Origin of the sequence: Thalassococcus sp. S3 (assembly GCF_004216475.1) — a bacterium.
GTDB lineage: Bacteria > Pseudomonadota > Alphaproteobacteria > Rhodobacterales > Rhodobacteraceae.
In genome coordinates this window covers 1,909,992-1,930,929 of record NZ_CP022303.1, presented here as the reverse complement: position 1 = coordinate 1,930,929, position 20,938 = coordinate 1,909,992, and the positions used below count along the sequence as shown (strand labels likewise).

The 20,938-nt window shown below is 59.7% G+C and carries 20 protein-coding genes; 10 read left to right on the top strand and 10 right to left on the bottom strand.

Annotation, left to right across the window (positions count from 1 at the left end; genetic code table 11):
• The first annotated feature begins 191 nt into the window (after positions 1-191).
• Both CFI11_RS09560 and CFI11_RS09555 read left to right on the top strand, forming a co-directional pair.
• A complete protein-coding gene (locus tag CFI11_RS09560; protein ID WP_130405336.1) occupies positions 192-1,634 on the top strand; it encodes a cache domain-containing protein in 1,443 nt (480 codons plus the stop codon).
• A complete protein-coding gene (locus tag CFI11_RS09555; protein WP_130405334.1) occupies positions 1,631-2,272 on the top strand; it encodes a response regulator transcription factor in 642 nt (213 codons plus the stop codon). The genes CFI11_RS09560 and CFI11_RS09555 overlap by 4 nt, the downstream gene beginning before the upstream one ends.
• A 142-nt stretch (positions 2,273-2,414) precedes the next feature.
• Here CFI11_RS09555 and CFI11_RS24595 read toward each other — a convergent pair whose 3' ends face one another.
• Positions 2,415-2,645 carry a VOC family protein gene (locus CFI11_RS24595; RefSeq protein ID WP_254449057.1) on the bottom strand — a complete coding sequence of 77 codons (231 nt, stop codon included), beginning with the start codon at positions 2,643-2,645 and terminating at the stop codon, positions 2,415-2,417.
• Between the two features lie 299 nt (positions 2,646-2,944).
• On the opposite strand from CFI11_RS24595, the gene CFI11_RS09545 reads away from it, so the two are divergent.
• Complete coding sequence (locus tag CFI11_RS09545) at positions 2,945-4,699, top strand: acetolactate synthase 3 large subunit (RefSeq protein WP_130405332.1); 1,755 nt, start codon at positions 2,945-2,947, stop codon at positions 4,697-4,699.
• A 32-nt stretch (positions 4,700-4,731) separates the two neighbouring features.
• Here CFI11_RS09545 and CFI11_RS09540 read toward each other — a convergent pair whose 3' ends face one another.
• On the bottom strand, positions 4,732-5,211 hold the full coding sequence (locus CFI11_RS09540; RefSeq protein ID WP_130405330.1) for a 2,4'-dihydroxyacetophenone dioxygenase family protein: 480 nt from the start codon (positions 5,209-5,211) through the stop codon (positions 4,732-4,734).
• Positions 5,212-5,312: 101 nt separating this feature from the next.
• On the opposite strand from CFI11_RS09540, the gene CFI11_RS09535 reads away from it, so the two are divergent.
• Entirely contained in the window at positions 5,313-6,239 is a 927-nt protein-coding gene (locus tag CFI11_RS09535; RefSeq protein ID WP_130405328.1) for an AraC family transcriptional regulator, read from the top strand.
• 85 nt (positions 6,240-6,324) lie between these two features.
• Positions 6,325-6,885, top strand: a complete 561-nt coding sequence (gene ilvN, locus CFI11_RS09530) for an acetolactate synthase small subunit (protein WP_130405326.1) — start codon at positions 6,325-6,327, stop codon at positions 6,883-6,885.
• Position 6,886: 1 nt separating this feature from the next.
• Here ilvN and CFI11_RS09525 read toward each other — a convergent pair whose 3' ends face one another.
• A complete protein-coding gene (locus CFI11_RS09525; protein WP_130405324.1) occupies positions 6,887-7,240 on the bottom strand; it encodes a hypothetical protein in 354 nt (117 codons plus the stop codon).
• Positions 7,241-7,468: 228 nt separating this feature from the next.
• Here CFI11_RS09525 and CFI11_RS09520 point away from each other — a divergent pair, with 228 nt between their 5' ends.
• The 3 genes from CFI11_RS09520 to CFI11_RS09510 all read left to right on the top strand — a co-directional run bounded on the left by CFI11_RS09520 (position 7,469) and on the right by CFI11_RS09510 (position 9,729).
• Complete coding sequence (locus CFI11_RS09520; protein WP_254449056.1) at positions 7,469-8,266, top strand: helix-turn-helix domain-containing protein; 798 nt, start codon at positions 7,469-7,471, stop codon at positions 8,264-8,266.
• Between the two features lie 96 nt (positions 8,267-8,362).
• Complete coding sequence (locus CFI11_RS09515) at positions 8,363-9,520, top strand: aromatic ring-hydroxylating dioxygenase subunit alpha (RefSeq protein WP_130405322.1); 1,158 nt, start codon at positions 8,363-8,365, stop codon at positions 9,518-9,520.
• Positions 9,517-9,729: a hypothetical protein gene (locus CFI11_RS09510; RefSeq protein ID WP_130405320.1), complete on the top strand. Its 213-nt coding sequence runs from the start codon at positions 9,517-9,519 to the stop codon at positions 9,727-9,729. The genes CFI11_RS09515 and CFI11_RS09510 overlap by 4 nt, the downstream gene beginning before the upstream one ends.
• Here the strand turns inward: CFI11_RS09510 and CFI11_RS09505 are convergent, their stop codons facing one another.
• The 7 genes from CFI11_RS09505 to CFI11_RS09475 form a co-directional block, all read right to left on the bottom strand.
• A complete protein-coding gene (locus CFI11_RS09505) occupies positions 9,730-10,500 on the bottom strand; it encodes a DUF2189 domain-containing protein (RefSeq protein WP_130405318.1) in 771 nt (256 codons plus the stop codon).
• Positions 10,497-11,915, bottom strand: coding sequence for an amidase (locus CFI11_RS09500; RefSeq protein WP_130405316.1), 1,419 nt, complete (start codon positions 11,913-11,915; stop codon positions 10,497-10,499). The genes CFI11_RS09505 and CFI11_RS09500 overlap by 4 nt, the downstream gene beginning before the upstream one ends.
• Before the next feature lie 91 nt (positions 11,916-12,006).
• On the bottom strand, positions 12,007-13,134 hold the full coding sequence (gene prfB / locus CFI11_RS09495) for a peptide chain release factor 2 (protein ID WP_130405314.1): 1,128 nt from the start codon (positions 13,132-13,134) through the stop codon (positions 12,007-12,009).
• Positions 13,135-13,203: 69 nt separating this feature from the next.
• The gene (locus tag CFI11_RS09490; RefSeq protein ID WP_130405312.1) at positions 13,204-13,677 is read right to left on the bottom strand and encodes a hypothetical protein; all 474 of its coding nucleotides are present in this window, start codon (positions 13,675-13,677) and stop codon (positions 13,204-13,206) included.
• A 56-nt stretch (positions 13,678-13,733) separates the two neighbouring features.
• Positions 13,734-16,256 carry a penicillin-binding protein 1A gene (locus tag CFI11_RS09485; protein WP_130405310.1) on the bottom strand — a complete coding sequence of 841 codons (2,523 nt, stop codon included), beginning with the start codon at positions 16,254-16,256 and terminating at the stop codon, positions 13,734-13,736.
• Positions 16,257-16,351: 95 nt separating this feature from the next.
• Positions 16,352-17,575, bottom strand: coding sequence for an N-acetylmuramoyl-L-alanine amidase (locus CFI11_RS09480; RefSeq protein WP_130405308.1), 1,224 nt, complete (start codon positions 17,573-17,575; stop codon positions 16,352-16,354).
• 79 nt (positions 17,576-17,654) lie between these two features.
• Positions 17,655-18,797: a pyridoxal phosphate-dependent aminotransferase gene (locus CFI11_RS09475; protein ID WP_130405306.1), complete on the bottom strand. Its 1,143-nt coding sequence runs from the start codon at positions 18,795-18,797 to the stop codon at positions 17,655-17,657.
• Between the two features lie 23 nt (positions 18,798-18,820).
• Here CFI11_RS09475 and CFI11_RS09470 point away from each other — a divergent pair, with 23 nt between their 5' ends.
• Entirely contained in the window at positions 18,821-20,173 is a 1,353-nt protein-coding gene (locus CFI11_RS09470) for a M48 family metalloprotease (RefSeq protein WP_130405304.1), read from the top strand.
• Positions 20,170-20,922 (top strand): DsbA family protein, encoded by a 753-nt coding sequence (locus CFI11_RS09465; RefSeq protein WP_130405302.1) that lies wholly within the window; start codon positions 20,170-20,172, stop codon positions 20,920-20,922. The genes CFI11_RS09470 and CFI11_RS09465 overlap by 4 nt, the downstream gene beginning before the upstream one ends.
• The last annotated feature ends 16 nt before the right edge of the window (positions 20,923-20,938 follow it).

Here is a 20,938-nt window from a genome sequence, read left to right as displayed (position 1 = left end):
GTGGCGCCACCCTAACGACGCGGCGTCACATGTGAATACCAAGTACTACGTAGAGATCGGGCTTTTTGCGGCGAATTGGTCAAAAAATCTGCCGCCTTCATGACGAGACGACCGCTTTCATAGATTTGTCGCGAATAAACGTTTGAGAGAGGGGGCTTTGAAAGCGAACGATTCGGCGGTAACGATTCGGCATGAAGGGTCTGGTCCGCTTTTTTCGCCCAAACTACGCCCAAAAACTGTCGCTGCTCGCGACGGTCCCGCTTGTTGCGGCCGTGGCTGCAATCGCCGTGCTGGTGGCCTATCAGTCTCGCGCCTTGGCCGAGCGGGAGATCAAGACGCTTGAAAAACAGCTTCTCGAAGCCAAGAAGGCCGAATTGCGCAATTACGTCACCCAGGCCCGCAACGGCTTTTACTTCATATACGGGTCGGCGCAGCCGGATGACCAGAACGCAAAGGATCAGGTGTCCCAGATCCTGTCGGCGATGATCTATGGCACAGACGGTTTCTTCTTTGTCTACGACTATGACGGCAACAATCTGGTCAGCCCTCGCCAGACCGACCGGATCAACCGAAACTGGGCCGGTCTGACCGACAGCGCAGGTACGCCCGTGGTGGACGAATTGATCCGGCTGGCCCGTGAAGGGTCGGGCTATCACACCTTTTTGTGGCCGAAACCGTCCACCGGGGAAGAGGCGCAGATGGTTGCCTATGTGACCGGTTTTCAGAGCTGGCGTTGGGCCGTCGGTACGGGCGTCTTCATCGATGATGTCCTGTCCACGGTGGCAACGGCCCGCGCCGAGGTCGAAGAGCGCGTTCAGCGCACGTTTATATACATTGCTGTCATCACGTTCGGTGCGCTGATGATCGTCTTCGTATCCGGCATGGTTCTGAACATACGCGAACGTCGACTTGCGGATGCCAAGCTGAAAAAGCTCACCCAACGGGTCTTTGACGCGCAAGAGGAAGAGCGTGGGCGTGTCGCGCGGGAACTTCACGACGGGATCAGTCAGATCCTGGTCGGCATCCGCTACAGCATGGATACCGCCAGACGGCGGATCGACGGCAACGATGCCAATGCCCTCGCCTCTCTGGACACCGGGATAGAGAATCTTGGCGTCGCCATTAACGAAGTGCGCAGGATCAGCCGGGATCTGCGACCCGGGGTGCTTGACGATCTGGGGCTTGGTCCCGCCTTGAAGGCTTTGACAGATGACTTCAGCGCCCGCACCGGGATCGTGACGGAATTCAGCACGGTCGTGTTCCGAAACCGGTTGGATCAGGACGCCAAGATCGCCCTCTACCGGATCGCTCAAGAGGCACTCACCAATATCGAGCGTCACGCGGATGCCACCCATGTCACGATCGACATACGCGGACACAAAAAGGGCGCGACCCTAAGGATCAGCGACAACGGCCGCGGGTTGCCACATGAACCCGGGCAAAGCGGCTCGGGCCTGGGTCTGCGCAACATGCAGGAGCGGATCGAACAGCTCGACGGGACCTTGCGTATCCTGTCATCCCGACGTACCCGCAACCAAAGCGGCGGGACGGTGATCGAGGCCCGTGTCCCGCTCACGCACCTGCTCTCACCGGCAGATGACGGCGCCTCCACAAAGAAGAAAGCACAAGCATGACAGATCCGGTTCGTGTTCTGATCGTCGACGATCACCCGATGGTTGCGCAAGGCATTCAATCCATCCTGGAAACCTATGACGATGTCGACGTTATCGGGACACTTGGCAACGGTCAGGACGCCGTCGACCGTGCAACCGAGCTTCAGCCAGATGTTATTCTGATGGACCTGAACATGCCCAAACTCGGCGGGTTGAGCGCCACGGAGATCCTGCTGGAACGCCGTCCGGATACCCGCATCCTTGTTCTGTCGATGCACGACAGCCCCGAATACATTTCCTCGGCGCTCAGCCACGGGGCGATGGGCTACATTCTGAAGGACGTGCCGACCGACGAAATCAAGCAGGCCATCGACACGGTCATGCGAGGGGAGCGCTATCTTTGCACCGGGGCGCAGGGCTCTCTTGAACCCAAGGATTCCGCACGAGAGGCGTTGACCGGGCGCGAACAGACGATCCTTTTGCAGCTTGCCCAGGGCAAGTCGAACAAGGAGGTCGCGCTGGCCCTCGACATCTCGGTCCGTACGGTCGAAACCCACCGAAAAAACATCAAGCGCAAGCTCGGGATCTCGAGCACCGCAGGTCTGACCCGCTATGCAATGGAGCATGGCGTCCTGCAGGGCACCGGCGCCGATCTTTAAAGGGGATAGTCATCGCACAGGCGCACCGAAGAAGATCAAGGTGCAATCCTCGTCGCTGACGTGAAACTCCCGTTGCCCATACTCCTGATTGAACGGCGCGCGAACACGGCTCGGCGACAAGCGATCCAGCGCGGATTTCAGATCAGCAAAGCCTATCGACGTCTTCCACATCAATGTAGAACGACCCTTGCCGCTCTGGATGGGTAAGATCGACATCCGGCGAAACCTCCACCAGCCGCACCGCGACGGCGTCGCGTTTTAGAAAAGCGTAGTTATCCGCCTGAAAACCAATCTCGAAGCCCAGTATGTCGCGAAAAAAGGCGATCTGAGCCTCAAGCGACGTACAGGGCACAAAAGGCGTGATCTGCTTCATTTGCATGGTTCAATCCCTTTCGATTTGCAAAATCGTCTGATTACCAGCCAGGGGCGCAACAACTGGAAAGAAAAACTGCCGCCTGCGACACTATTTTCGCTCCTTTCCCTGTTGACGCCCCTTAGCGCCCCACTTAATGTCCACTCCAATCAAGGAGCCCTTCAATGACCACTCTAGTCGTAATCGTAGGAACCATGCGCATGGGCCGGTAACGGTAGACCATAAAGGTACCCCATGCGCCTCCGAACCTTCGGGGGCTTTTTTTTGTCAAATCGAAATGTCTCAAGCGGAGCAGACAGATGAGCAAGCAAATGACCGGAGCCAAGATGGTGGTCCAAGCCCTGAAAGATCAGGGTGTCGATACCGTATTCGGATATCCCGGCGGTGCTGTCCTTCCGATTTATGACGAGATTTTTCTACAGAATGACATTCGGCACATCCTTGTGCGGCACGAGCAAGGCGCCGTTCATGCCGCCGAGGGCTATGCAAGATCCACGGGTAAACCGGGCGTTGTGCTGGTCACCTCTGGCCCCGGCGCCACGAATGCCGTCACCGGCCTGACCGATGCGTTGATGGATTCAATTCCGATCGTTGTCCTGACCGGACAGGTGCCCACCTTCATGATCGGCTCTGATGCGTTTCAGGAGGCCGACACCGTTGGCATCACCCGTCCTTGTACCAAGCACAATTGGCTGGTGAAGGAGACCGACGCGCTGTCAGGCGTGATGCATGAAGCGTTTCATGTGTGCACCGCAGGACGCCCCGGGCCGGTGCTGGTGGACATCCCCAAGGATGTTCAGTTCGCGACCGGAACCTATACGCCGCCGAAACCCTCGACCAGCCATTATCAGCCACGCGTCAAAGGGGATATGGAGGAGATCACCGAACTGGTCGCCGCCATCGAAAAAGCCAAGCGACCCGTTTTCTACACCGGAGGCGGTGTGATCAATTCCGGCCCTGCGGCCAGCCAGCTTTTGCGGGAACTGGTCGACGCGACAGGGTTTCCGATCACCTCCACCCTGATGGGTCTGGGGTCCTATCCCGCCTCGGGCAAGAACTGGCTGGGCATGCTGGGCATGCACGGGCTTTATGAGGCCAATCTTGCGATGCACGATTGCGATCTGATGATCAATATCGGCGCGCGGTTCGATGACCGGATCACCGGTCGCATCGACGCCTTCAGCCCCAAGAGCCAAAAGGCCCATATCGATATCGATCCGTCGTCCATCAACAAGGTGATCAAGGTCGACATCCCGATCCTGGGCGACGTGGCCCACGTGCTCGAGGATATCCTGAAAGTCTGGAAATCCCGGGGGCGCAAGACCAATGCCGAAGGTCTTGCCAATTGGTGGTCGCAGATCAAGGAATGGCGCAAGGTGAATTGCCTGGCCTTTACGCAAGCGGGCAAGACGATCAAACCGCAACAAGCGCTGGCCCGCCTCGAAGCGCTGACCAAGGATCGCAAGGACCGTTTCATCTGTACCGAGGTTGGCCAGCATCAGATGTGGGCCGCGCAGTATCTTGGGTTCGAGGAACCGAACCAGTGGATGACCTCGGGCGGTCTGGGCACGATGGGCTATGGCTTCCCGGCTTCGATCGGCGTGCAGATCGCGCATCCCGAAGCGCTGGTCATCAACGTCGCTGGCGAAGCGTCCTGGCTGATGAACATGCAGGAAATGGGCACGGCGGTGCAGTACCGGCTGCCGGTCAAACAATTCATCCTGAACAATGAACGCCTTGGCATGGTGCGCCAGTGGCAGGAATTGCTGCATGGCGAGCGTTACTCGCATTCCTGGTCAGACGCCCTGCCCGACTTTGTCAAGCTGGCCGATGCCTTTGGCGCCAAAGGGATCCTGTGTAAGGACCCCGCGGATCTCGATGATGCCATCATGGAGATGATCAATCACGATGGCCCGGTCCTGTTCGACTGCCTGGTGGAAAAGCACGAGAATTGCTTCCCGATGATCCCCTCAGGCAAGGCGCACAACGAAATGCTGCTTGGCGAGGCGGAAACCCAAGGCGTGATCGACGCCAAGGGATCGGTTCTGGTGTAAGAGAGGGGCCGCGTTGTCGTGGCCCCTGCCCTTCAGTGAAATGTCGCCTCGATATGGTCGGCCACGCCCGCGGTCGTGGCCATCTCGTACATCATTTTTGCATCCACCACGGCGGCGATCGTGCCGTCGGGGTTGTAGCCGATCAGGGGCCCATGCGTGATCGCGAACATCACGCATCCGTCGGGGGAGACAGGCTGGTGGACCGCTCCGCCATGCTCGCAAATGTAGTTTCCCGTGCTGCCTGCATCATCGTCATAGGCAAACCCGCCCTCCAGGATCACCCCCTCCACGGCGCCGACATGGCCGTGAACCGGCGCTTCGGTGCCCGGATCGACTTTCAGAAACAGGGTAAATCCGCCGGATCGGACATCGACGGTCATCAGCTTGTAATGCGTGCCCTCCATGACCCAGGGCTGCCACGGGATCGTATCGGGATCTATGAAGGCCGGCTTTTCATGGACTGAAAGCTTGATCCCAGTCGCATCGGCTGTCGTTGGTGTCAGGTCGTTCATGGTCTCTCCTCCTGTGTAACGCCGACGTTGATGGTGATGGCCAGATCCCACGAAATCTTGCACAGGCTTGCCGGAATGAACCGATCTTGCGATAACTTTGCATGGAACGCGCTGATCCGTCCTTTGAACCCGGCTCAACCATTGCCCGCATGCGCAGTGCATGGGGGGTTCCGACGACTGCCGATTTCGAAACGAATACAGGATTGTCCGGCGTGATCTGGCGCTGTGAGGACCCCGGTGACAGGCTTCTGACGTCCGACCTGCCAGCGGATATGCTAGTGCTGTCCCTGCACACGACCGCCGTCGCCTGTGCCGACGTTCAGGTCGATGGCAAGCTCTGCTTTGAAGGTCAGCTCAATCCTCTGTCCTGGATGATCGTGCCGTCGGACGGCAAGCCGCAGGCGGTAACGCGCGGGGCCTTCGCGCTCATGCATGTCTATGTCCCGGCCCAGGCGCTCAGAACAACGGCCGAGGCTTACGATCTTTCGCTCCGGCTGTCACAACAGCAGCTCTGCCGTCACGGGCAATTCGCCGACGCGCGCCTTGCGCGCACCTGTCAAAACCTGATGCAGGTCGCATCGGGTGACGACAGCCTGCGTCAGCTTGAGATCGACGCGCTGAGCCATGCCATCGTTTCTGACCTTATAGCGACCCTGCAGGAAAGCGCGCCCTCTTTGGGGGCAGAGCAATTGAGCGCGCGGCAAAAGCGGCATGTCACCGAATATATCGAAGCGCATCTGGGCGATCCCATCCAGCTGGATGATCTGGCCGCCGCGGCCGGGCTGAGCCGGTATCACTTCGCCCGTGCGTTCAAGGTCGCGTTCGGTCAAAGCCCGATGCGCGAGGTTCAGCAGCGCCGCCTGATGCGGGCCGCGCAAATGCTCGATCAGGGGGATCAATCGATTTGCGAGGTCGCAATGGATTGCGGGTTTTCCGATCAGGCACATCTGTCGCGCTCCTTCCGCAAGCTTTTTGACCAGACACCCCGTCAGTATCGCAGCGCGGCGAGATCGCTTAAAACCGGTTGAAAACCATCGCTTTGGACTGGTCTTTGAGAGAGGTCTGGCCTAAAGGTCAGGGCCAAGACCGCGCAACCAGCTACGGAAGTCCGCCATGTCCGCTCTGCACATCAAAAAAGGCGCAAGCAAGCACTCTGCCTATAATCTGCGGCCGACGTTCTCTGACGTACAGGAACGTCACACCCTGGCGTTGCTGGTGGACAACGAAGCGGGTGTTCTGGCGCGCGTGATCGGGCTGTTCTCGGGTCGGGGATACAATATCGAAAGTCTGACAGTGGCCGAGGTCGATCATACCGGTCACCGCTCGCGCATCACGATCGTCACGACCGGCACGCCCCAGGTCATCGAACAGATCAAGGCGCAACTTGGCCGGATCGTTCCCGTGCACGAAGTAAACGATCTGACCGTGGAAGGCCCCTCGGTCGAGCGAGAGCTTGCGATCATCAAAGTGGTCAGCACGGGGGACAAACGCGTCGAAGCGCTGCGGCTGGCCGACATCTTCCGCGCCAACGTGGTCGACAGCACGCTCAACAGCTTTGTGTTTGAGATTACGGGCGCGCCTGACAAAATCGACGCGTTCGCCGACCTTATGCGTCCGCTGGGTCTGGCGGAGATCGCGCGAACAGGGGTCGCCGCGCTCTTGCGCGGCGAATAAATCAGCCCGTCACGCCAATCGCTTCACGAACCTGCCTTTTATGGCCCGGCACATAGCGCGCGAACGGAATAATCTTCGCGGATTCCCGTGGTGCGGGTTTTCGCGGCACTGATTGCGGGGCAAGACTCTCCGCAATTCCCGGATACAATCCCTCTGACACAAGCTGCGGATCATGCGCCAGGCGCAGATGCCTCTCGGTCGTCATTTCGAATTCAACCAAATCGCCCGCGTCAAGAATGCACTCGGTGCCTTTTGCATCCGATGCCCCCCTATAAAACGCGAGATCCCCGTGATCCTCACACCAGATTACAGCCTTCTTCTCGTGCGGGTCACTCCATAGTACAACGCCAAGCATATTCAGTCCCGTCTATCCCTAGTATCAAGATTGATCGAAATACGATCAAACTGACATGGTTAACTCTGCGTCGTGATCTTGCATTTTGTGTCTATCCCGGTAGGTTTGTGATCCGCATTTGCGTCACTATTGACGCTAGTTAGTATCAGTATATAGTTCAGCTTGTTGCTCACCCGCGCCATCCAATCCCGAACGCATATGCGCGTCAAAGTCGAAAAGTTTTGAAAAATGGCTCATCCCGTTCGAACGCCCGCAGAACTCCGCAGTATGTTTGGCGCAAATTTACGCGTATTATCAAAGAGGTACGCCTCAGTCTCGGAGCTTTCGAGGCAGCTTGGCATCAATCGGACACAATTTAACCGATACCTGTCCGGTGAAAGCTTTCCGCGCCCGGATGTGCTTGACCGGATATGCACATTTTTTGACGTTGATGCGCGTATTCTGCTGGAACCCGTCGATACGCTTACCTCCCGCGCTGACGCGCTGACGAGCAATTACCTTTCGGATTTCGTGGGCGCCGGCGTGAACGCCGTGCCCGAGGATATGTTTCCAAGTGGCTTTTATCGGTTTTCAAGACGCTCTTTCATCGACGAGGGCCAATTCGTCATCGGCCTAGTGTATGTATTCCGGGCCGAGGATAACACCTATATCCGCGGCTTCGAAGCAAAGGAGGCCATGCGCCAGCAAGGGTTGCCAAGCGATCCGGCGACCCGTGAATTCAGGGGTTTCGTGATGCAGCAGGAAAACGGAATTGCATCCGTGATCTCGCGACGTCGGGCGATGACATGTTCATTCAATTATCTCTCGCGGGTGTCTTCGTTCGAAAACAATTTCTGGGTTGGCTATGTGACCCGCACGGTCCGGGAGAGTACGACCGGCACACGTGTGGTCCGCATGGTCTATGAGCATCTCGGACAAAAAACCGGAGAGGTTATGGCAGCCGCACGCAGATGTGGTTTCGTCAGCGAAGAAAAACTGATGCTGTTTCACAAAAGGCTGCTTCAGCCGGACGCCCCCTTTAGTTGAGGACGTGGTGTCGCGGGCGGTAAAGCCGCGTCGCTCTCATGCATGACAGACCTGCTGGCTTATGTAGGCTTTTCCATGTCGGAAAAGGAATCTGCCATGGCCCGCAAAACAACGGATCTATCGACCGTCCGCCGCCCGATCACGTCGGCGCACGGATTGCCCAATGCGCATTACACCCACCCCGAGATCTACGAAGAGGAAACGCACGCGGTCCTGATTGCGGGCTGGAGCGGTTTGGCGGTTGCCTCCGATGTGCCGGAACCGGGCGACGCCAAACCGCTGACATTTGCAGGCGTCCCCCTGCTCCTCCTGCGGGACAAAGGCGGGCAGATCCGCGTGTTTCAAAACACCTGCCGCCACCGGGGGATGATCCTTGTGGATGCACCGCGCAAGATCGAGGGCGCGCTGCGCTGCCCCTATCACAGCTGGTGCTATGCCACGGACGGACGGCTTGTCAGCACACCACATGTCGGCGGTCCGGGACACAATACGCATGACGGCATCGACCGCGACCAGCTCGGACTGATCGAGGTGCGGAGCCATATCTGGCGCGACATCGTCTGGATCAATCTGTCGGGTGATGCCTTGGCGTTCGAAGACGAGATGTCGGATGTCATGCGTCGATGGGGCGAATTCGAACAGCCACTCTATCACGGCGGACCCGACAGCACCTTTTGCCTGAACGTGCGCACGAACTGGAAACTTGCTGTTGAGAATTACTGTGAAAGCTATCACCTGCCCTGGGTCCACCCCGGCCTGAACAGCTATTCCCGGTTGGAAGATCACTATCACATCGAACAGCCCGGCGCGTTTTCCGGACAAGGAACGCGGGTGTATCGCCAGATCTCGGACAAGGACGGTCGGGTTTTTCCCGACTTTGCGGGGCTGAGCGACTATTGGAACGCGGCGGCAGAATATATCGCAGTCTACCCCAACGTGCTGCTGGGCGTGCATCGGGACCATGCATTCGCCATCGTTCTCCGTCCGGAGGGGCCGGAGCAGACGTCAGAGCATGTGCATCTTTATTATGCCAGCCCAGATGTCGATCCCGCCCTGCGCGCCGAAAATTCCGCCCTTTGGAAATCGGTTTTCGAAGAGGATATCTTTGTCGTCGAGGGCATGCAGCGCGGGCGCCACGCCATCGGTTTTGACGGCGGACGGTTCGCACCGGCCATGGACGGGCCGACGCACATGTTTCACGATTGGATCGCGGCACGTATGGATGTCTATCGCGCCCGCGCCGCCGCCGAATGACTGACCTCGATGGGCGTCTTCTGGCCGCCCATCTTGCGAATGACGTTTACCTGTTGGCCGATCTCTATCAGGAGGCAGCCGAACAGGCGGCAGATGTGGACGCGGCATGTTTTTACCTGACACATGCCTATGTTTTTGCCCTAGAGGCCGCGCATCCCGCTCGCCCGGTTATTCTCAAGCAGCTTCAAACACATGGGAGAGAGCCCTGATCACGCTGCCTCCTGCAGCAACCGGTAGAGGTGCCAGGTCGCGTGACCCAGCAGCGGAAGCACGAAAAGCAGGCCCAGAAACCACGGGATCAAGGCGACAAATGTCGCAATCGCGATAAAGGCGGCCCAGCCGAGCATGGGGATTGGATTGGCCAGAACGAATTGAAAACTGGTGATCATCGCGGTCACAAAGTCAATCTCGCGATCAAGCAGAAGCGGCAGAGCGATCACGGTGATCATATAAAGCAAGAGGGCGAACGCCGCCCCCACCAGCGTGCCCACACCCAGCATCGCAAGACCGCTGGGCGTGAGAAAGACCTCGAAGGACGTCGAGATATTGGTCATCGTGGAGAGCCCCAGGAACAACGCAAAGATCATGTGACCCAGAAAAAACCAGAACAGGAAGACGACGATGATTATGGCACAGATCGACGGCAATTGTCGTCCGCCCTGCTGCAGGATCACCCCCAAAACGCCGGGCCAGTCGAGCGGTTGGCCCTGTTCAAGCCGACGAGAAACCTCGTAAAGCCCCACCGCCGCAAAAGGTCCGATCAGCGGGAAGCCGATCGCGGCCAGCACCAGCCAGAAGGTGGTTTCGGTCTCGGACGTGATCCAGGCCATGGCCCAGCCGCCCAGAACATAGAACCCGGCGAATGCGAGACCGAAAAGCGGCGCACGTCGCATGTCCTGCCATCCGCGCATCAGGGCCTGTCGCATGAGGGACGCACGGGCTGCCCCAAGGGCGGGAACGCCGAATTCCGGTTCTGTCATGTCACGGCCTCTTGCTGAGGAAAGGCGGGGCGGAGTTGCGGCCACCTGGTTGCCTCGTGATAGGCGGCACCGAGCCCAAGCAGATCCGCGTCTGACCCACGTGGCCCGAAGATCTGGATACCAGCCGGAAGCCCCGTCTGGCTAAAGCCCGCGGGTGCGGCAAGGCACGGCAGGCCGATAAGGCTGACCGGGATCACAACTTCCATCCATCGGTGATAGGTGTCCAAGGCGTGGCCGGAGATCGTCGTGGGATAGTCAAGCGCAACATCGAACGGCCAGACCTGGGTCGCGGGAAGCACGAGCGCATCATAGCGATCGAAAAGCCGCGCGGCGCATGTGAACCATTCAGACCGGATGACACTGGCAGCATGCACGTCCAGCGCACTGAAGGACTGCCCCCGCTCCATTTCCCAGATTGCGGTATCCTTCAGGCTGTCTTTATGTGCGGCCAGCGGATCAAGGCTGGCCGCGACGCTCCACGAGCGGAGGGTCGTCCAACTCTCCCACAAGGCTTCGGCCGGGAAAGGTGGCTCGACCTCTTCCAAGATGCAGCCGAGATCAGCCAGAACATCAACCGCGTGCACGCATTGGTCCAGCAAGCCTGCCTCCATCGGGTAGGCGCCGCCCCAATCGCCAAGCCAGCCGATGCGCTTGCCGGTCAGATCCCCGGCCATGACCGCCCCCACCTTCTCGGCATCCCTTGCGTGTGGCTGCCTTGGATCCGGTCCGGATATCACATCCAGCAAGAGAGCCAGATCATCGGGCGACCGCGCCATCGGCCCAAGCGTCGAAAGCTGATGAAGAAAGGTATCACCCACCGGTTCGGACGGAACGCGGCCCCAGCTTGGCCGAAACCCGTAAACATTGCCCCAGGCCGCAGGGTTGCGCAGGCTGCCCATCATGTCCGATCCATCTGCAAGCGCCAGCATACCGGTCGCAAGGGCCACGGCAGCACCGCCGGATGAGCCGCCACAGGTCCGGGAGGGATCGTAAGGGTTTCTCGTCGCGCCGTAGACCGGATTGAATGTGTGTGAGCCCAGCCCGAATTCCGGCGTATTCGTTTTCCCGATCAGGATCGCGCCGGCGGCACGCAGACGCGCCGCGATGAGATCGTCCGTTTCAGGGACAAAATCGGCAAAAATCGGGGACCCGCGCGTCGATTTGAGGCCTTTGACATTCACCAGATCCTTCACTGCAATCGGAAGGCCGTGCAGCGGCCCACGTAACGCACTTTGATCACAGGCCCGCGCCTCGGCGAGAAGGTCGCCTTCGTCCGCCATCCCGACAATGGCGTTGACGCTTGGGTTCACCTCGGCGATCCGGTCCAGCGTCATCCGCAGCAAAGTCTCTGCCGAAAGGCGTCTATCGGTGAGCTCACCAACGATTTCCCGTGCCGAACGGATGGCAAGTGACATTTGGGCGGCCTTTGCTGACGTTTGCCCAGAAGCCTAACGCCCGGTGCGACAGGATGGAAGCCTTTGGGTCGGGCCCCGTGTCATCCTGATGTCAGACGCCCTCCTGAGCCTCCGCCCGGCTTTTGCCCGAAACGTTCAAAGCCAGCGTCGCGGCCATGAAGCCGTCCAGATCGCCATCAAGCACACCTTTGGTATCCGACGTCTCATGCGCGGTGCGCAAGTCTTTGACCATCTGGTAAGGCTGCAGCACATAGGATCGGATCTGGTTGCCCCAGCCTGCATCGCCCTTGGCTTCATGCGCTTCGTTGATGGCCGCATTGCGACGATCCAGCTCAAGCTGGTAAAGGCGCGATTTCAGCGCTTTCATGGCGATGTCGCGGTTCTGGTGCTGGGACTTCTCGGACGAGGTCACCACGATCCCCGTTGGGTGGTGCGTGATGCGAACAGCCGAGTCGGTGGTGTTCACGTGCTGCCCCCCCGCCCCGCTCGACCGGTATGTGTCGATCCGGATATCGGCCGGGTTCACATCAATTTCGATGTTGTCGTCAACCACCGGATAGACCCAGACCGAGCTGAACGAGGTATGCCGCTTGGCGGCACTGTCATAAGGCGAGATGCGAACCAGACGGTGCACCCCACTTTCCGATTTCAGCCAGCCATAGGCGTTTTGCCCGCTGATCTTGTAGGTGGCCGATTTTATCCCTGCTTCATCGCCCGCGCTTTCGGACTGCAACTCCACCTTGTAGCCCTTCTTCTCTGCCCAGCGGACATACATGCGCGCCAGCATCGAGGCCCAGTCGCAACTCTCGGTGCCACCGGCACCGGCATTGATCTCAAGGAACGTATCGTTGCCATCGGCCTCCCCATCCAGGAGAGCCTCAAGTTCCTTCTGGGCGGCTTTCTCGGCAAGGGCCGTCAGCGCGGCCTCGGCGTCGGCGACGACCTCGTCATCCTCTTCCATCTCGCCAAGTTCGATCAGTTCGACGTTGTCGCTGAGATCCTGTTTGATGCTGTCGTAGGTTTCCATCGCATCGACCAGCATCTGGCGGTCGCGCATAAGCTTTTGCGCGGCGTCGGGATCATCCCAAAGGTTCGGGTCTTCAACTCTCGCGTTGAATTCCTCCAGCCGATGCTGCGCCGTTTCGACGTTGAGCCGCTGGGCCAGCAGCTCCAGCGATTTCTCGATTTCGGCCACGGTGTTCTGGGCGTCTGCGCGCATGGCTGACCTATCTCATTGCTTTGCACTTGGGTGATATCCCAGCGGGGTGAGATCGACAAGATTGCGACATCACCTCTGGGATTGCATCGTACTAGGGTGATGAGGTGGCCGACGACATGCCAAAAACAGTCCAAGCAGTAGCAGCACAATATGAGGCAGGCACACGTTGGGATTGATCGCCGTCGAAATCCAGTCCCAAAAGTCAAAGCTGCTATAAGATGCCTGCCAGCTGGCGACGCTCTGCATTGGCACACATTCGATATTATAGCGCACACAATGTTCGATCAATTCCAAACGCACAAGGCTGGCCTTCTGATACATCTTCCACATCGTATCGATGATCCAGAACGGGACGGAGATTAGCGCTGCAAGAACAACGCCCATGCGCCGGATCTTTTGACCGCCCACAAGGTATGCTGCGACCAAGGCCGACAATCCCACAGTGACCGACCACTCCTTTAAGGTCAGCATTTGCTCCTGATAGGCCTCATACACCTGATAGAGCGTCTGATACTCCGCGATCAATGCGTCTGAAACAGCCATACCGTATATTCAACGGACAAGATCAGACAGGGTCAAGCGAAGCGCAGCGAGGAACGCTAATAAAGACCGCCGGAGCTGAGCGTGCCGAAGGACGCCTTGGGTCCCACCACCGCTGTGCCGCCGGTGGAGGTCGTGACCTGCCGGCCCTGCCCCGCCGCCGCTTCGTCAAAGAGCGGCAGGTTAGAGCCCATCGCAAAGCCGCCGTCGAAGGCGAGGCCAAAGATCGGCTCTTCGCCCAGACGGAAATACTCCGCCACCACATTCGCGCCCGAGGCACTGTCACTCAGCCGGGCACCGGTGAACCGGTCGATCTTGATGAACTGTCCGCCCTCCGGCACCTCGAACGGACCGCCGCCGAACTTTTTCGTCGCCTCTTTCATGAAGGACTGGAAAACCGGCCCGCACATGCCACCGCCCGACGCCCCGCGGCCCAGGGGGCGCGGCTGGTCATATCCGATATAGCATCCTGCGACGATGTTGCTGGTAAAACCCACGAACCAAACATCACGCGCATCATTGGTTGTTCCGGTCTTGCCCGCCGCGGGAACGGACAGATTGACCGTCTTACTGGCCGTGCCGCGATCCACCACGCCTTTCATCATGGATGTCAGCTGATAGGCGGTGACCGCATCCATCACCCGCTCGCGGTTCGAAACGATGCTTGGGAAAGCGTTCGGTTCCAGGCTTGCGACCTGACAATCCAGGCAGTCGCGCTGATCATGTCGGTAGATCGTCTTGCCATAGCGGTCCTGGATCCGGTCCACGAGCGTGGGGCGCACCCGCTCCCCCCCGTTTGCAAACATCGCGTAGGCGGCGACCATCTGGTAAAGCGTCGTCTCCTCGGACCCCAGCGAATTCGCAAGGAACGGTCGCATGTCGTCATAGACCCCAAACCGCTCGGCATAGTCCGCGACGACTTCCATTCCCACTTCCTGGGCCAGGCGGATTGTCATCAGGTTCCGCGACATCTCCACCCCGGTCCGCAGGGGTGTCGGACCGTAAAAGCGGTTCGACGCGTTGCGCGGCCTCCACAGGCCTTGTGGGGTGTTGATCTCGATCGGGGCATCCACGACGATTGTCGCAGGGCTGTAGCCGCTGTCGAGTGCGGCCGCATAGACGAAAGGCTTGAAACTCGAACCGGGCTGGCGAAGCGCCTGAGTGGCGCGATTGAACACCGAATGCTGGTACGAAAAGCCGCCCTGCATCGCGATCACACGCCCGGTATTGACGTCCATCGCCATAAAGCCACCCTGCACTTCGGGCACCTGCCGCAGGGTCCAACGAATAAAGCTGCCATCGGCGTCGGCGGTCATGCGGCGGACATGGACGACATCACCAACCTCGAAATTGTCGCGGAAGCTGCCCCGCATCCAGTCGATGTCCTTGCGCGGCACGCTGAAGGGTTCCGCCTCTGTTTCCTCGACACCTTCGATGCCAACCCGCATCGCGCTGTCGCCGACCTCCAGCACGACGGCCGGATGCCATTGGTTCTCAAGATAGATATCCCGGGCGACATCGACTTCGGCGAGCGCGGCACGCCAGCCTGCCTCGTCTCCAAGAAGGGCGGGATCAATCTGCTCTCCCGTCCCGCGCCAGCGGCCCCGACCACGATCATAACTTTCCAACGCCGTCCGCAGCGCCTTGGCCGCATCACGCTGCATGTCCGCATCTATGGTGGCCCGCACCGTGAACCCGCCGGTGAAAAACTCCCCTTCGCCAAAGTCGCGGCTCAACTGCCTGCGGATCTCGTCCGTGAAATAATCCCGTTCCGGCAAGGCTGTGCGGAAACTCTCGAAATCGCCATTCTGCACCGACCGAAGGGGCTGTGCTTTCTCTTGCTCGTACTCAGCTTGGGTCAGATACCCGTTTTCGTTCATTTCTCTCAAAACGAAGTTTCTGCGGGACAAAAGACGATCCTTGCGGCGCACCGGATGATAGTCGCTGGGCGCTTTCGGAAGGGATGCCAGAAAGGCGGCCTCATGCGGCTCAAGTTGGGCCAGCGTCTTGTTGAAATAGGTCTGCGAAGCCGCAGCAACGCCATAGGAATTCTGCCCCAGGAAGATCTCGTTGAGATAGAGTTCCAGGATGCTTTCCTTGTCCAGCGTCTCCTCAAGACGGCTGGCCAGGATGATCTCCTTGATCTTACGCTCGATCTGGCGGTCCCCGCTCAGCAGGAAGTTCTTCATCACCTGCTGTGTGATCGTCGACGCGCCGCGCAGGTTCTGCCCCCGTGATCTGACCGCTTCGACGCCAGCCGCCGCGATGCCGCGCATGTCGTAACCACGGTGGGAATAAAAATTCTTGTCCTCGGCAGAGATAAACGCCTGTTTGACAAGATCGGGGATCTCATCGGCCGGAGCGAAAAGCCGGCGTTCTTTCGCAAATTCGTCGATCAGATGACCCTCACCGGAATAGATCCGGCTGATCGTGGGAGGCTTATATTGCGCGAGCGACTCGTGGCTCGGCAAATCGCGACCATAGACCCAGAAGATCGCGCCGATCGACAAGGCGACCATCATCACGCCCAATGTCACGAGCGAGAAGATCGTACCAAAAAAGGACAGAATAAACCGAACCACGCCCACCGCCTTTGTCTAAAAGATATGGGAAATATATCGCTACGGGGTGAGGGCGTCAAAACACAACGCTGCGGCGGATGCGCCGAATGTCGCCGTCAACGCCGCACAAGCGGTCGCTGGGCCAGATCGTCGCGCCGCCAGGCCTGCAGCCCCGCACGAATGCCGCCCGCCATTCGCTGCCGCCACTCTGCCGATTTGATATTCTCCAGATCCCTTGGGCTGGACAAAAACCCGATTTCAATCAGGACAGACGGGATATCGGCCGCCTTGAGCACGGAAAAGCCCGCTGAACGCAAAGGGCGCCGGTTCATCGGCCCGCCGGTCTGGGTGAGGGTCTGCACCAGCGTGCGCGCCAGATCTTCGGTCCTGGGCTGCGTTTCCTGCCGTGCCAGATCGAGCAATACACCGGTCACCCGGTCATCCGCACCACTCAGATCAACACCGGACAAAAGGTCCGAGCGATTGTGGCGTTCGGCCAGTTTCGCGCTGGCCACATCGGAGGCTTCCGGGGAAAGCGTGTAAATTGTCGCCCCATGGGCAGAACCTTCCCCAAGAGAATCAGCATGAAGCGAGATGAACACGTCCGCCGACTGGGTATGGGCCATTGCAATCCGGCCTTCGAGCGACACAAAGTAGTCGTCGGTCCGGGTGAGAAAGACGTCGAACCCGCCGGCGCGCAACAACTCGTCCTGTAACTCGCGGGCGAAGATGAGCATCATTGTTTTCTCGTCGACACCCCCCTGCTCGGCACCCGGATCAATGCCTCCGTGGCCGGGATCCAGCATGACCCGCAAGGCATTCGTGTCGTTTCGCGGCGCCACCGTGGGCACATCGGCCGCGGGCGGAAGATCCCAGCGTGCGTCATAGGGTGCGCCCGATTGCAACGCGAAGGTCTCTGCCTCGGCACGGGCCATTTGGATTGTCACCCGCGCCCGACCGCTTGCATCGGTCTGGCGAAGCTCCACCGTCCGAACCGTGAGCGGGACAGAGAGGTCTGCAACCATCCGGGACCAGCCGGGACGGTAAGTTCCGAACCTGACCGCTGATACATTTTCGCTTTCCAGAAAGTCTGCAGGCTCCAGCGCGCTCCAATCGACTTCGCGAAAATCAACGACCAATCGGCGCGGTTCGTCCAGCGTGAACACGCGGTAAGGCACGCCCTGACTGAGCGAGAGATCAAGCTGAACGCCCCCGCGTTTGATATCGCGGAGCGCACTTTCCTCCGGCAGGACCCGCGCCAGACCGGTCAGATCCTGTGCGCCAACCGCGCCGATCGACGTCACGATTGCAAACCAAAGGCAAATAAGATGCCGGATCATGCTCAACCCTCTGCTCAATCGGCTTTCGTTTCGAAGCCGTTGAGCAAAGCCTACACCACCGCGACCGGCAAGGAAACGCTCAGCGTGATTGCATGAAGGACTTCAGGCGCCTCAACCCCTCTTTCACATCCTCGGTCGAGCGCGCGTAGGAAAACCGCAACGTCTGGTGACCGCGGACCGGATCGAAGTCGAGACCGGGTGTAACCGCCACACCCGCCCGCTCCAAGATTTCGGCGGCGAATGCTCGGCTGTCTTGCGTCAGATCCGACACGTCCGCATAAACATAAAAGGCCCCGTCGGAGGGTGCGAAACTTTTGAACCCGGCCTCGGGCAATCCCTTCATCATCAGGGCGCGATTGGCGCGATAGACATCAAGGTTGGCCTGCAATTCGGCGTCGCATTCCATCGCGGCAAGGGCTGCCACCTGGCTGGCATGCGGCGGGCAGATGAACATGTTCTGCGCGATGCGTTCAATGATGCGAACCTGATCCTCCGGGACGACCAGCCAGCCGACGCGCCAGCCGGTCATGCTGAAATACTTCGAGAAAGAGTTGATGACGTAAACTTCGTCGCTCAATTCCAGTGCCGAGACGGCCTTCCCCTCATATTCGATGCCGTGATAGATCTCGTCCGAAATGAAGGCGGCGCCGGCCGCGTGGGCGGCATCTATAAGCGCGCGCAAGGCGGGCCGACCCAGCATCGTGCCGGTGGGATTGGCGGGCGAGGCCACCAGCAAGCCCGCGAGATCTTGGCCGGCAAGGTCCGCAGGCACCGGTTGCAGCCGATTTTCCACCGCTGTCTGAATGTCGACCGGGACCAGATCAAGCGCTTTGAGGATCTGCCTGTAAGACGGATATCCCGGTGCGCCGATGCCAACGCGGTCTCCGCTGTCAAAGAGCGCGGTGAAGGCCAGGATGAACCCGGCCGAAGAGCCGGAGGTTACGACGACCTGGTCAGGGTTCAGGTCGAGATCATACCAATCCCGGTAAAGCTGCGCGATCCGGCGCCGCAAGGCCGGCAGACCGAGAGCCACGGTGTATCCAAGCGCATCGGTCGCCAAAGCCTTCGAGAGCGTCTCGACAGCGCCTTTCGGCGCGCCGGTGCCGGGCTGGCCGACCTCCATGTGAATGATCCGGCGCCCCGCCTCCTCCGCGCGGCTTGCCGCCTCCATCACGTCCATCACAATGAAGGGATCGACGGCGGCACGTCTTGAGTTTCGCATCCGGTTTTTCCTATTCTGTACGCATGACTTATCACCGTGCGTGGCGGTTTCCGTCAATCCCGGCCATGGCCCTGTCCTTGGCACTTTTTCTGGTCAGCGCGGTGCCCGGCGCAGCGATCACGCTGTTGCGTGATGCCGACATCGAACATGGGCTGTCGCAACTGTCCGCTCCCATCCTGAGAGCTGCGGGATTGAGCCCGTCGCGGGTGCGGATTCTGGTGGTCAACGAAAGCTCGCTGAATGCCTTCGTGATCGATAACAACGCAATCTTCCTGCACTACGGCCTGATCCAGAAAGTCGATGATGTAGAGATGTTGCAGGCCGTTATCGCACATGAAGCCGCGCATATCGCCAATGGTCACATCGCGCGGAGGATGGCCAACATGAAAAGCGCGCGCACGGTGGCCGGCCTCGGCGTCGCGTTGGCCGTGGCAGCCGCCGCAGGGGGCGGAGGCGAAGCCGCCGGTGGTCTGGCCCTTGGCACCGCCTCTTCCGCCCAACGCCTTTTTCTCAGTCACACCCGCGCCGAAGAGGCCGCCGCCGACCGTTCGGCAGCGGAGTTTCTGCGGGCCGCAGGGGTCAGCCCGACGGGGTTGCTGAAAGTCCACCAGCTTTTTCGCGGGCAGGAGGCGCTGTCGGTCGGACGTCAGGATCCCTATATGCGCTCTCACCCGCTGACCCGTGACCGGATCCGCGCGGCCGAAGCGTTCGTGGCAGCCTTCGGCGACACCGCCAAACCCAACCCGACCGCGGATTATTGGTTCGCGCGCATTCGAGGCAAGCTATCGGCCTTCACCCGGTCCCCCAAATGGACCATGCGGAGGGTGAGCGCCGAACGCTACAAGGATGTCAGATTGATGCGGGAAGCCATTGCGCATCATCGTCAATCCGACCTGCGCAAAGCGGTACGCGCCATCGACGGCGCGATCGCCCTGCAGCCGAGAGATGGATATCTTTATGATCTGAAAGGTCAGATCCTGATGGAGAGCCGTCAATTCGCAGCCGCCCTTTCCACTTACAAGACCGCCGTGTCGCTCGCACCGCAGGAGTCGCAGATCCTGGCCGGGCTCGGACGCGCGCAACTTGCAGCCGGCCAGAACAAAGCCGCGCTTGCGACGCTGGAAAAAGCCCGTTCGCTGGATTTCCGTAACCCGCGCGTGCTGCGCGACATGTCGGTTGCCTATGCGCAGACGGGGCAGACCGGCATGGCCGCGATGGTCACCGCAGAGCGCTATGCCTTGCAAGGCCGGCTGGATGATGCCGGGGTCCACGCCAAACGGGCCGTCGACCTTCTGCCGACCGGAACGGTGGCTTGGCGCCGCGCGCAAGATGTGCTCATTGCATATGAACAAGATCAGAAACGGAGAAAGAGATGATCCGCCTCGCCGTCCCCTCCCTCGCAGTTCTCGCGCTTGCCGCGGCACCGCTGACAGCGCTTGACCTGAACTCGATGTCCGCGGAAGAGCGCGCGCTTTTCCATGCCGAGGTTCGCGCTTATCTGATGGAGAACCCCGAAGTGATCCTTGAAGCGGTCAATGCGCTTGAGGAACGTCAGGCCGCCGCACAGGCCCAGGCCGATTTCGATCTCGTCAAAGTCAACGAGAAGGAGATTTTCGAAGACGGCTTTTCCTGGGTTGGCGGCAATCCGGACGGCGACATCACCTTGGTCGAATTCGTCGACTACCGCTGCGGGTTCTGCCGCCGGGCCCATAGCGAAGTTGAGTCGCTTCTTGAAACGGACGGCAATATCCGACTGATCATGAAGGAATTTCCGATCCTCGGCGAAGCGTCCGTGACGTCGTCCCGCTTTGCTGTCGCCGTGAAACAGGTCGAAGGAGACGACGCCTATAAGCTGGTCCACGACACGCTGATCACCTTCAATGGCGAGGTGACGGATGTGGCCTTGCGTCGGATCTCGGACGGCTTTGATTTCGATACCGACGCGGTTCTTGCCCGGATGGACAGCGACGCGGTGACCGAGGAAATCTCTGCAACGCGCGCATTGGCTCAAAGGCTGCAGATCAGCGGAACGCCCACGTTTGTCATGGAAGACGAGCTCTTAAGGGGTTTCCTGCCCGCCGATCAAATGGCGGCCTTGGTCGCGGAAAAACGCGCCCAGGACTAGGGCCTGCGACCCAGCC